Genomic DNA, 11,905 nt, shown 5'->3' with positions numbered 1-11,905 from the left:
CCCCCCCCCCCCTCCCCGCGCCCCGCCACGACACCCGCCCGCCCCCTGGCCTCCCCCTCCCCTAGCCACTGACCTGGCACTTTGGCGTCCCGCCACGGACAGGCGGATGCTGGAGTCAAGCACGGTCCAGGCGGCTCATCGGCGGCTCATCTGCGTGAAGGAGGCCGGACATGGACGCTGGCCAGGCTCTGCACGGGCCCTCCCGGACGCTGCGCGGCAAGGTGCGGCACACACGGCTCGACGAACACCTCCCCGTCGATCACCGGCTCAGCCAGATCTACCGTTTCGGCGCGGGCCTGATGGGGTTGGTACTCGTCGCTTTCGGCATTCTCGGCCTGATCGACAAGATCGGGTTCTTCGACACGGGCGGCGACACCGTCGCCGGGCTGAACACCAACGGCGCGCTGAGCGTGCTGTCGATCATCGTGGGCCTGGTGCTCTTCGGCGGCATGGTGATCGGCGGGAACTTCGCCTCCACACTCAATATCGTGCTCGGCGTCGCCTTCCTGCTCAGCGGCTTCGTCAATCTCGCCATCCTGGAGACCGGCTTCAACTTCCTGGCCTTCCGCATCCAGAACGTTCTGTTCAGCTTCCTCGTCGGCCTGATGCTGCTGGTCTTCGGCATGTACGGTCGCGTCTCCGGCGGCCTGCCGCACGACAACCCGTACTGGCGCGCCCGCCACCCGGAAAGCGCCAACCGACGCGCGCGCCCGCTGCCATCCCGAACCGGCGCACACGCGGCCCCTCGCCACGAGGTTCCGACACCCCACGGACACCGCTCCCGCTTCCGTTCCCACTCCCCGAAGCACCGCCGCCGGCACGCCATGTAGTGCACGGACTTCCAGAAACAGCACCCACCACTCCAGGCAGCCCATCACGACCGCTGCATCACCCACACCGTTACGGAACGGCATTCGCCCCCTCGTAGAAAGGGCTGTCCCGCGTGCAGATCACCCGCGTCGAAACGTTTCTGGCACCGCCGCGCTGGATGTTCGTCCGGGTGGAAACCGACACCGGCCTCGTCGGCTGGGGCGAGCCGGTGGTCGAGGGCCGGGCCGAACCGGTACGCGCCGCCGTCGAGGTCCTGGCCGAATACCTCCTCGGCCGGGACCCGTCCCGTATCGAGGACCACTGGCAGGTCATGACCAAGGGCGGCTTCTACCGCGGCGGCCCGGTGCTCTCCTCCGCCGTCGCCGGGCTGGACCAGGCCCTGTGGGACATCAAGGGCAAGGAGTACGGCGTCCCGGTCCACCAACTCCTCGGCGGCCCCGTACGGGAACGCGTCCGCGCGTACTCATGGATCGGCGGGGATGAACCGGCGGAGATACGGGACGCGCTGACCGCCCAGATCGAGGCGGGTTTCACCGCCGTCAAGATGAACGGCTGCGGTCCGATGACCCCGGTCGCCACCCGCGCCGAGATACGGGACTGCCTGCGCCGCGCCGAGACCGCACGCGAGGTGCTCGGCGACGAGCGGGACTTCGGCCTCGACTTCCACGGCCGTGTATCTCCCGCCAACGCCCGGCGCCTGCTCCCCCTGCTCGCCGAACACGCGCCGATGTTCGTCGAGGAACCGGTCCTCCCCGACTACCCACACTCCCTTCCCGACCTGGTCAACGCCTCCAACATCCCCCTCGCGCTCGGCGAACGGCTCTTCACCCGCCAGGAGTTCCTGGCCCCTCTCCAAGCCGGCGTCGCCATCCTCCAACCGGACATCTCGCACGCGGGCGGCATCTCCGAACTCCGTCGGATCGCCGCTCTCGCGGAGACCTACGGAGCCCAGCTCGCCCCGCACTGTCCGCTCGGCCCGATCGCGCTCGCGGCCAGCCTCCAAGTCGCCTTCGCCACCCCCAACTTCCTCATCCAGGAACAATCCATCGGCATCCACTACAACCAGGACGCCGAACTGCTCGACTACGTCATCGACCCCGCCCCCTTCCGCTTCCAAGGCGGCTCCCTCGCGCGCACCGACCGCCCGGGGCTGGGCATCACGGTCGACGAGCCGGCCGTACGTGCCGCCGACAAGAAGGGCCACGCCTGGCGCAACCCCGTCTGGCGCCACGCGGACGGCTCCTTCGCCGAATGGTGAGCCGCACGCCAGGGCCGGACAAGCCGGGCAACACCCCTCGGCCCGGCGCCGAAGACGCACGAACAACCGACTCCAGCACGCGCCCGTATGCGAGCACGCCCCCTCACACAGCCACCGAATCTCCCCCGGACACAGACCAGAGCACAGCGGCGAGACCACGAGCAGGCACAACCACGACTACGGGTGCAGGCGGAGCCGCAGCCACAGACCAACCAGGCGCGGGCCCCCAAAGCACGAACACCGAAGCCACCACCCACACCTGCCCCGACACCACCAACCACACCAACACCGACGTGCTCACCTTCGGCGAGACCATGATCGCGCTGCGCGGCAGCGGCCCGCTCAAGCTGGGCGGCACCATGAACGTCTCCATCGCGGGCTCCGAGAGCAATGTCGCCATCGGCCTCGCCCGGCTCGGCCACACCGTCCGGTGGGCGGGCATCGTCGGCGATGACGAAGCCGGTCAGCTGGTGCTCCGTACCCTGCGGGCCGAAGGGGTGGACATCTCCGCGGCCCCGTCCAGCTCCGACGCCCCGACCGGGTTGATCCTCTTCGAGCCGCGGCTCCCGGACGTGACCCGCGTGCACTACTACCGCGCGGGCTCGGCCGGGTCGCGCCTTACCCCGGACGTACTCGACCGGGCCTTCGCCACCACCGCACCCCGCGTGCTGCACCTGACTGGCATCACCCCTGCTCTCAGTCCCACCGCCCGCGCCGCGTCCACGCACGCCCTTCACCTGGCCCGGGAACGCGGGACGCTGGTCTGCCTCGACGTGAATCACCGCTCCCGGCTGTGGACGGCCGACCAGGCGTCGGCGGTCCTGCGGGACTGGATTCCGTACGTGGATGTCCTGATCTCCTCGACCGACGAGCTCTCGCTGTGCCTCCCACCGGGCTCGCCGGCCGACCTCACCGCGCAGGCCCGACAATTGCTGGCCGCAGGCGTCACCGAAGTCGTCGTGAAACTCGGTCCGGACGGCGCCACCTCCTATACGCACCCGGAGCCCCACCCCACCAACCTGCCGCCCGGCCCGCGCCGGACAGCGGACGCCCACCCGGCAGCGAAAACGCTCCCGACAGCGGACACGCACCCGGCAGAACGCCCGAGCCGCCCGCACGACGCCGTCGACGGCTCGCTGCACCAGCCCGCCGTCCCCGTACGAGCCGTGGACCCGGTGGGTGCCGGTGACGCGTTCGTGGCGGGTTATCTCTCTGCCCTGCTGGACGGCGAGGGCGTCGCCGGGCGCCTCGAACGGGCCGGGATCACCGGCGCCTTCGCGGTGGCCTCCCCCGGCGACTGGGAAGGCGCTCCCACGCGTGCCGAACTGCACCTCCTCGGCGCACCACCCGGCACGGTCGTACGCTGACCCACACCGTTCTCCCCCCACGTTCTGCCCCCTTTCTCCCCCTCGCGGGCTAATCTGTGGCCATGCCTCGTTACGAATACCGCTGCCGTTCCTGCGGCTCGACCTTCGAGCTGAACCGCCCGATGGCCGAGTCCTCCGCTCCGGCCACCTGCCCGGACGGGCACGAGGACACGGTCAAGCTGCTGTCCACGGTCGCCGTCGGCGGCACCGCCGCTGCCCCGGCCCCCAGCGGTGGCGGCGGAGGCGGCTGCTGCGGAGGCGGCTGCTGCGGCTGACCAGTCGCCCGCAGCGGATTCCCAGCGGCTCCCTCCCCCCGGCTGCCGTTACGCCGCCCCTAGGGCCGTCCGATGGATTGCGTAGCGCGCGCCCGCTGTGTAGCACGCGCCCCGGCGGCCCTGCTCCCAGCCCGCGCCCCCCGGCTACCGACTACCGGACACCGGCCACCGGCCACCGGCCACCGGCCACCGGCGCTCGCATCGTTACCGCCTGCGTGCCACGGTCAGTCCGTCTGCCACGGTGAGCATCACCGCCTCCACCCGCTCGTCCGCCATGACGTGATCGTTGAACGCCTTGATCGCCGCGGCCGGTCCTTCCGCGGACGGATCGGCCACCTTCCCGCCGAACAGGACGTTGTCCGCGACGATCAGTCCCCCGGGCCGCAGCCGCGGGACCAGTTCCTCCCAGTACGCGACGTAGTTGCCCTTGTCCGCGTCGAGGTAGGCGAAGTCGATCCGCGGCTCGGCGGGGATCGCCCGCAGCGTGTCCAGCGCGGGGGCGAGCCGCAGGTCGATACGGTCCGCGACGCCGGCCTTCGCCCATGCCTCGCGGCCGTACGCCGTCCACTCCTCGGAGATGTCGCAGGCGATCAGCGTGCCGTCCGGAGGCAGTGCCTGCGCCATCGCCAGGGCCGAGAACCCGGTGAAGGTGCCCACCTCCACGACCCGCCGCGCACCGCACAGCCGGATCAGGAAGGCCAGCAGCGGGCCCTGCTCCTGCGCCGACTGCATCCGCGCCGCGTCGGGGAAGCGCTCCAGCGTGGTCCGTACGAGCTCCTGCTGCACGGTGTCCAGCGGCGGATTGTGCGCCAGGACGTAGTCGTACAGCGCCTCCGTGATCGTCGTGGTCTTGCTCTTGGTCACTGGTGCTCCTCAGGTCCCCAGGTAGCGCAGTACGGCCAGGACGCGGCGAGAGTAGCCGGAAGTGCCGGTCAGACCGAGCTTGTCGAAGATCGCGTTGGTGTGCTTCTCCACGGCGCTGCGGGAAATGTGCAGCCTGTAGGCGATGGCCGCGTTGGTGTGCCCTTCGGCCATCTGGGCGAGCACCTCGCGCTCACGGGCCGTGAGCGCGTTCAGCGGGTCGGCGCGGCTGCTGCGGGAGAACAGGACCCGTACGACCTCCGAGTCGAAGGCCGCCCGCCCGGAGCCGACCCGCTCCAGCGCGTCCAGGAACTCGTCCACCTGCACGACGCGGTCCTTGAGGAGGTAGCCGACGCCCTCGCTGTCCTCGGTCAGCAGCTCGGTGGCGTACCGCCGCTCGACGTACTGCGACAGGACGAGTACGCCGACGTCCGGCCAGCGCTCGCGGATCCTGACCGCGGCCCGCAGCCCTTCGTCCGTGTGCGTGGGCGGCATCCGTACGTCCACGACCACCACGTCGGGCCGCTGCTCCGCCGGTGCGCGCTCCAGCACCGTCATCAGCTCCGCGGCGTCCCCCACCGCGGCCATCACCTCGTGATCCTCTTCGGTCAGAAGTCGCACCAGGCCCTCCCTCAGCAAGGTCGAATCATCGGCGAGTACTACGCGCACGGCAGCTCCGCAGTGATCGTGGTGGGTCCGCCGGCCGGGCTGGCCACCCGGAACCGGCCGTCCATGGCGGCGACCCGGCGGGCCAGCCCGAACAGTCCGCTACCCAAGGCGTCCGCACCACCCCCGCCGTTGTCCTGGATCCGGAGGAACAGGGTGTTCTCTTCACGGTCGACGGTGACGGCTATCCGGTCGGCGCAGGAGTGCTTGACGGCGTTGGTGACCGCTTCGGATATGACGAAATAGGTGACGGTCGCCACGGCGGTGTCGGGTTCGCGGGCGAGGCGGTAGTCGAGGCGGACGGGCACCGCGGAGCGTTCCGCGACGGTTTCCAGAGCGGCCCGCAGCCCGGCTTCGTCCAGCACGGTCGGATAGACGCGCCAGGCGACTTCGCGCAGTTCGGTCAGCGCCTGGCGGCTCTGCTCGTGGGCTTGCCGCAGCAGTTCGACCGTGCGGGTTTCGTCCTTGGCGCGCAACGCGCGGCCGAGCAGCATGCCCAGGGCCACCAGTCGCTGTTGGACCCCGTCGTGCAGGTCGCGCTCGATACGGCGGCGTTCGTCGTTGACCGCCGCGACGACCCCGGCCCGGCTGGAGGCCAGTTCCGCGACCCGCCGCTGCAACTCCTCCTCGTGCGTGGGGCCGAGGAAGTGGCGCGCCAGCCGGGCTTCCAGGGCCGCCATGCCGAAGATCCCTTGGAGGCTGAGGAAGAGCAGGAACACGGCGCCCACTCCTGTCTCCGCGACGTCCACCGGATGCTCGATGGTGGAGAACATCCACGCCGTCGAGGCCCACAGGACGACGGTCGCCCCCGCGAGCGCGGAGATCACGACGCCACCGCCCAGTAGTCCCAGGGTCCAGCGGACTGCGAGGTATTTGAGCGCCCGCTCGGTGTCATACCCGTAGGAGAAGTCGGCGCCGCCGAACCGCAGTCGACGGCGCGCGGACTCGGTGAGGCACCGGGCCACGGCCGTCACCGGCCCCAGCACCTTCCGTCTCCCGCGCGGCCACATATATACGCAGAGCAGCGCGAGCCCCGAGAGCGCGATGAACGGCAGCTCGACCGTCACCATCCCCGCGCCGACCAACAATCCGACCGTGAGGCGCATCCCGCGCCGTGTCATCCCCCGCATGATCAAAACGCTAGTGGCTGCGCCATTGCCTCCACACTGCGGAAAACCACAGTGTTCCGTGCGGTTTTCCGCAATGTGCCCGCGCCCGCGGATTTCTACCGTCGAAGCATGAACGAACTCGCGGAAACAAGCTGGATCACCGGACTCATGGACACCCTCGGCGCGCCCGGCGCGGGCCTGGCGATCGCCGCCGAGAATCTCTTCCCGCCGCTGCCGAGCGAGCTGATCCTGCCGCTGGCCGGCTTCGCGGCGGGCCAGGGCCGGATGTCCCTGTTCTCCGCGCTCGCGTGGACGACGCTCGGATCGGTGCTCGGCGCGCTGGCGCTGTACGGCGTGGGCGCGGCGCTCGGCCGGGCCCGCATGCTGGCGATCGCGGCCAGGCTGCCGCTGGTCAAGGTGTCGGACATCGAGAGGACCGAGCGCTGGTTCCAACGGCACGGCAGCAAGGCGGTGTTCTTCGGCCGGATGATCCCGATCTTCCGCAGCCTGATATCGATACCGGCCGGCATCGAGCGCATGCCGATACCGGCCTTTCTCCTCCTGACCACGCTCGGAAGTCTGATCTGGAATGCGATCTTCGTTCTCGCCGGCTACGCGCTCGGCGAGAACTGGGAGGAAGTGACCGGCTATGCGGACACATACTCAAAGGTGGTCCTGGTGGCTGCCGGACTGGCGGTGCTGGCCTTCCTGGCCGTACGGCTCAGCAGGAGCGGTCCTGGGCAGCGGCGGCGCGGGTGAAGGCCCGCAGGATCTCCTCGCCGGCCGCGACCCCGTGCTCGCCCAGTGCGGTGACGTGCTCGGCGTCCCACCCGGAGGCCGCCAGCTCCCCGTGGCCGGGGCGCCAGCCGCGGTCCGCCGCCAGCAGCAGGTCGGCGTCCAGCAGCGAGTCCCCGGCGGCGAGTGTCTGTGCGGCCCCGGTGCGCCGGGCCACCTCCGCCACGGCGGCGCTCTTGGTGAGCGGCTTCGGTACGGCATAGATCTTCCGGCCCTGGAGCGAGACGGTCCAGCCGCGGGCCTCCGCCCACTCGGCGAGTTCCTTGACCCAGGTCTGCGGCAGCAGCGAGCGCTCCACGACCAGGTAGGCGAAGAGGTCCTCGGCGACGCGTTCCTTGAGCAGCCAGGCCGGATCGGCGCTGCGCAGCAGATGCGCACGGACCTCGTCGAGCGTGGCGCACTCCTCGGTCAGCCGCGCGGCGACGGTGCGCTGCCAGTCGCGGTCGGACTCACCGTCCACGAGCAGGTGGCCGCCGTTCGCGCAGATGGCGAAGCGTGGTGCGCGGCCCGGGAGGTGGATGCGCCCGTACTGCTCACGGGTGCGTGTGGTCGTCGGGACGAACGTGGTGGTGTCGGCAAGTGTGGCCAGCAGCCCGGCCGCCGTCTCGGTCATGTAGGAGAGCGGTTTGCGCTCGTAGACCTCGACGCAGAGCAGGCGCGGCGCCTCGGCGTCGGGCATGGCCAGGTCCAGCGCGGCGGCCGAATAGATGAGGGTGCGGTCCAGGTCGCTGGCGACGAGTGTGCTCACAGCGCGGTCACCGCCTTGCCGTCCGCACCCGTCGCGCCCCGCGTGTAGCGGGGATGGATCAACCCCACGCAGGAGTAGGGGAGTTCGTCGACCTCTTCGACGGGTACGCCCCGCTGTTCAGCCAGGAGACGCACATGATCAAGGTCCGTACCGGCGCCGCGCCGGGCCAGAATCTTCCAGGGGACCCGCCGGAGCAGTACCCGCGTGGTCTCGCCGACCCCCGGCTTCACGAGATTGACGTCGTGGATGCCGTACGCCTCACTGATCCGCTCGACCGCGGCCCAGCCCGCCCACGTGGGCGTCCGGTCGGCGGCGGCCAGTTCCTTCACGTCGGAGGCGACCTGCTCGGCGACCTCGTCGAAGCGCGCGGCGACCGTGTCGACGAACGTCCGCGACAGATCGGCGCCGGCCAGCTCGCGGTAGAACTTGGCGCCGTGGAAGTCGTCGGGCCCCACGAGGTCGTCGCGCAGTACGGTGCGCGAGATCAGGCCGGAGACGGTGGAGTTGAGGCACGCGGACGGGATGAGGAAGTCGTCGCGGGTGCCGTAGGTCTCCACACAGCCACCGGGATCGGCGAGGACGGCGATCCTCGGATCGAAGCCGGGGAAGTCCCGCAGCGCTTCCGCGAGTTCGCGGGTGATGGCACCCTTGCCCGTCCAGCCGTCGACGAAGACGACGTCCGTCGGATCGTGGTGGGCGGCCAGCCAGCGCAGGGCGGTGGTGTCGATGCCGCGGCCGCGCACGATCGAGACGGCGTAGTGCGGCAGATCGAGCCCGTCGGCGTGCTGTGCCCAGCGGCGCATCAGGACGCCCACCGGGGTGCCGGCGCGGGCCAGGGAAACCAGTACCGGCCGCGGGGAGCGCTCGGCGAGCACGGTTTCCGTGACGGTGCCGACGGCGCGCGCGATGCGGGCGGCGGAGGTCGCCAGAGCGCTGTGGAACAGCGCCTGGTACTGCTCGCTCGGCTGGTATTCGACGGGCAGCGATTCGGCGTAGTGCGCGCCACCGGCCTGAATCGCCTCCTCGCGCTCCTCGGTCGGCGCTTCCAGGCTGACCGAGGACAGGTCCTGGAGCAGCCAGCCGACCTCGTCGGGGGCGTAGGAGGAGAAGGCGGGGCCGCGCAGCGGCTCGGGGAGGGGCATCGGTCAGACCTGTCGTCGCGTGGCGTCGGGCGTGGGCTGCGGAGCGGGCTCCGGCGTCTGCGGCAGCGCGTACGCCGGTGTGTAGGAGGGAACGACGGCGAGCAGCAGCCGGTCGGTGTGGGCGGTGAGCTGCGCCAGGAGGCCGTCGGGGCCGTGGAGTTCCGGAGTGTCGCCGTGCGAGTCGGTGACGGCGACGATCGCGTCGAAGCGGCGTCGCGGGTCCGTACCTGGCGCGACGTTGTACGCGTACCGCTCCCCCGGCCCGTCGGCCGGCCGGTCGTGGGCGGGGAAGGTCAGCCGGGTGCGGATGGCGTAGCCGGGATCGTCCACGGCGAGGACCGGCGAGCGGGTGGTGGTCGAGAAGCAGACCTCGGCCGGTGTCGCATCGTCCAGGGCGCCGGCGAGGCGCAGCGGCGCGTACATCAGCTCTTCGTTGCCAAGCACCAGCACCCTGCGGGCACCGGCGAGCCGGTCGGCGACACGGGCTGCCATGTCGGGGAGCGCGGCTTCCAGGAGGGCCCGGTGGGCGGGCGTGAAGCCGTGCCGACCGCCGTCCGGCACGCTCGCGGGCCAGCCGAGGTCGATGCGCTCGGGGAGCGGCCACCCCTTGGGACCGACTGCGGCCGCAGTACCGGCCGAGGCTGCGGCCGCGGTACCACCCGAGGCCGCGCCCCCAACCAGAGCCACGTCCCCACCCGAGACCGGGCCCCCACCCGAAGCCGCACCCTCGTTGGAAGCGGCCACAGCCCCCGACGCACCAGACGCTTCCGTCCGCGCAGCGTCCAGGTGGGCCGCGACGAGAGCCTGGCCCCGTTCGAGTACGTCGGCCGGGAGCTGTACGTCTCCGGCGGCCAGGGATATGAGATCGACCCGTGCGCCCAGGTCGGCGGCGAACTTGTCCAAGTGATTGCGGTCCGCCTCCGAGCGCATGTCGACCAGGGCGACGACGACGTACCGCTCGCGCGGGAAGCGGGCGTGCAGGGCCTTGATGGTGTTCAGGACCGTACGGCCGGTGGAGAACTCGTCGTCCACAAGGACCAGGGGGCCGTCCCCGGCCAGCAACGACGGGTCCTCGGGGAGCAGAAGATGCGAGGTCGCGTGGCTGTGCTCCTCCTCGAAGCCGCCCGCCTGTGCCACTCCCTCGACCGGCCGCCGCGTGGAGTGCAGATACGGCGCGAGCGCCAGTCCGTCGGCCACGCTGTGGCCGAGCCCCGTCGCGGTCTCCGCGTAGCCCAGGACGACGGCGCGCGCCGCGTCCGTGTCGCCCAGCAGTTCCCGGACCCGGCGCCCCAGGCCGAGCCCCGCGCCGTGGACCGCTTCCGGCCGCTGCGGTACGTGCTTGCCGAGCACGTTCGACACCAGCAGATGAGCCCGCTTGGGGTTGCGCCGCAGCGCCAGGCCCAGCAGCCGGGGCAGCTCGGGCCCGCCGCTCAGCGAGACACCGAGCCGCTGCGCGACCCACTCTCCCGTCCACACCACTGCGCCCGTCTCCTTCGTCTCTTCCGCCGTCGTCGTCATCGTTCGTCGCTTCCTGGGTGTCCTCGGCCCGGTGGGGCGGCAGCCGTCCCGGTTTCCGAGGCGTGCGCCGCGTCAGGTGTGCGGGAGGCTCGCCGTCAGCAGTTCCACGAAGCCGACGCCTTCGCGGGCCACGCCGAACGCCTCGGCCCGCAGGAGGGTCCGTTCGGCCCAGGCCCGGTGCGGTTTGATCTCGTTCATCTTGTTCGTGTACGCGGAGCGCAGGACACCGCCGGCGCCCCGCTCGGGCCGCAGGATGTCCACCGCGTCGCTGAACTCCTCGTGGCTGACGACCGAGAGCGCGTGCACCGGCGCCACGTGCGAGGGGTGGATGCAGGTCTTGCCCTGCAGGCCGTTGGCGCGGTCGAGTTCGATCTCGCGGAGCAGACCGTCCATGTCGTGCTCGATCAAGGCCGTCCGGAGTTCCTCCGCCCGGCCCAGGAAGGGGCTTTGCCGCAGCTGCGGCTTGAACATCCGCTCGTGGAGGCGGAAGTACTCCCACACCGGACCGGTGACTGTGAACCCGGTGCCGTCCGCCCGGCCGAGCACGTTCACCACATCGGCGATCACGGACGCGACGATCTGCACGTCGTACGCGGTCATGTCGGGGGCCCGGCGCAGGCCGTAGGCCGAGCAGAAGTCGGTGACGCCGAGGCGCAGGGCCAGTATCCGGTCACGGTATTTGTCCACCGTGCGCGCTATGCCCCGCAGCGTTTCGCCGCGGGTCTCCAGGTGGAGCAGTTCGGGCGACTCCAGCACCGGCATCGCGAACAGCCGCCGCCCGCAGTCCGCCTCCGCGCCGGCCAGCGCCTCCAGGAACGGAACGCCTCGCTCCTCGGTGAACTTGGGCAGTACGAATCCAGACAACAGCCGCACGGCGGGACCCAGTCGGCCCACCAGATCCGGTATCTGGGCCGCCGCGCGGACCCGTATGAAGAGCAGCGGGAGGTCCGTACCGTCCCCCGATTCCTCGGCGAGGGCCGCGAACTGCCGCACGAGGTTCTCCTCGCCGGCCACCACATCGGCGTCGCTGATGGAGTCCTCCAGGCAGAGCACCATGGACACCACGCCCCGGCCTGCCTGTTTGACGATGTCCTCGGCGAGCTTGGGGCGGGTGGCGGGGCTGTAGAGCGTCGCGCCGAGGGCCACCGAGAGCGTGCCGGGCGGGGAGTCGGCGGTGAACTCGACCGGCTCCTTGTGGAACAAAGCGTTCCGGATATCGGGCGCAAGGTGCCCAAAATGACGCATAGAACTCCCCGTGAGCAGGCGGGGCCGGGGCCACCCCGCGGCGACTCGCTGTCTGGATCCGGCCGGTAATCGTACGTGTGGCCGCGACGG

The 11,905-nt window shown here is 71.0% G+C and carries 10 protein-coding genes and 1 pseudogene; 5 read left to right on the top strand and 6 right to left on the bottom strand.

The window, feature by feature from the left end; translation table 11 throughout:
* The first annotated feature begins 170 nt into the window (after window positions 1-170).
* The 4 genes from ADK86_RS30055 (at window position 171) to ADK86_RS30040 (ending at window position 3,731) form a co-directional block, all read left to right on the top strand.
* Window positions 171-830, top strand: a complete 660-nt coding sequence (locus tag ADK86_RS30055) for a DUF4383 domain-containing protein (protein ID WP_053699437.1) — start codon at window positions 171-173, stop codon at window positions 828-830.
* Between the two features lie 113 nt (window positions 831-943).
* Window positions 944-2,089, top strand: coding sequence for a galactonate dehydratase (gene dgoD, locus ADK86_RS30050; protein ID WP_053699436.1), 1,146 nt, complete (start codon window positions 944-946; stop codon window positions 2,087-2,089).
* A 293-nt stretch (window positions 2,090-2,382) separates the two neighbouring features.
* Window positions 2,383-3,456 carry a sugar kinase gene (locus ADK86_RS30045; protein ID WP_267888819.1) on the top strand — a complete coding sequence of 358 codons (1,074 nt, stop codon included), beginning with the start codon at window positions 2,383-2,385 and terminating at the stop codon, window positions 3,454-3,456.
* 62 nt (window positions 3,457-3,518) lie between these two features.
* The gene (locus tag ADK86_RS30040; protein WP_030183475.1) at window positions 3,519-3,731 is read left to right on the top strand and encodes an FmdB family zinc ribbon protein; all 213 of its coding nucleotides are present in this window, start codon (window positions 3,519-3,521) and stop codon (window positions 3,729-3,731) included.
* A gap of 204 nt (window positions 3,732-3,935) precedes the next feature.
* Here the strand turns inward: ADK86_RS30040 and ADK86_RS30035 are convergent, their stop codons facing one another.
* From ADK86_RS30035 to ADK86_RS30025, 3 genes are read right to left on the bottom strand one after another with little or no spacing between them, the layout of a single operon-like run.
* Window positions 3,936-4,595: an O-methyltransferase gene (locus ADK86_RS30035; RefSeq protein WP_053699435.1), complete on the bottom strand. Its 660-nt coding sequence runs from the start codon at window positions 4,593-4,595 to the stop codon at window positions 3,936-3,938.
* Window positions 4,596-4,604: 9 nt separating this feature from the next.
* Window positions 4,605-5,261 carry a response regulator transcription factor gene (locus tag ADK86_RS30030; protein ID WP_053699434.1) on the bottom strand — a complete coding sequence of 219 codons (657 nt, stop codon included), beginning with the start codon at window positions 5,259-5,261 and terminating at the stop codon, window positions 4,605-4,607.
* Window positions 5,252-6,388 (bottom strand): sensor histidine kinase, encoded by a 1,137-nt coding sequence (locus ADK86_RS30025; RefSeq protein ID WP_053699445.1) that lies wholly within the window; start codon window positions 6,386-6,388, stop codon window positions 5,252-5,254. The genes ADK86_RS30030 and ADK86_RS30025 overlap by 10 nt, the downstream gene beginning before the upstream one ends.
* Before the next feature lie 108 nt (window positions 6,389-6,496).
* On the opposite strand from ADK86_RS30025, the gene ADK86_RS30020 reads away from it, so the two are divergent.
* Window positions 6,497-7,126 carry a DedA family protein gene (locus tag ADK86_RS30020; protein ID WP_053699433.1) on the top strand — a complete coding sequence of 210 codons (630 nt, stop codon included), beginning with the start codon at window positions 6,497-6,499 and terminating at the stop codon, window positions 7,124-7,126.
* Here the strand turns inward: ADK86_RS30020 and ADK86_RS30015 are convergent.
* From ADK86_RS30015 to ADK86_RS30005, 3 genes and pseudogenes are all read right to left on the bottom strand, one after another.
* Window positions 7,089-7,910 (bottom strand): hypothetical protein, encoded by an 822-nt coding sequence (locus ADK86_RS30015; RefSeq protein WP_053699432.1) that lies wholly within the window; start codon window positions 7,908-7,910, stop codon window positions 7,089-7,091. The genes ADK86_RS30020 and ADK86_RS30015 overlap by 38 nt on opposite strands.
* Window positions 7,907-10,570, bottom strand: a pseudogene (locus ADK86_RS30010) (phosphoribosyltransferase). Before ADK86_RS30010 ends, ADK86_RS30015 begins: the two are co-directional and overlap by 4 nt.
* A 72-nt stretch (window positions 10,571-10,642) precedes the next feature.
* Window positions 10,643-11,815, bottom strand: coding sequence for an HpcH/HpaI aldolase/citrate lyase family protein (locus ADK86_RS30005; RefSeq protein WP_053699431.1), 1,173 nt, complete (start codon window positions 11,813-11,815; stop codon window positions 10,643-10,645).
* Window positions 11,816-11,905 lie beyond the last annotated feature (90 nt).

The sequence above is a fragment of the Streptomyces sp. NRRL F-5755 genome (assembly GCF_001279365.1).
GTDB classification, from domain to species: Bacteria; Actinomycetota; Actinomycetes; order Streptomycetales; family Streptomycetaceae; genus Streptomyces; species Streptomyces rimosus.
Note: the sequence above shows the minus strand (reverse complement) of the source record. Positions and strands in the feature narration are given on the sequence as shown.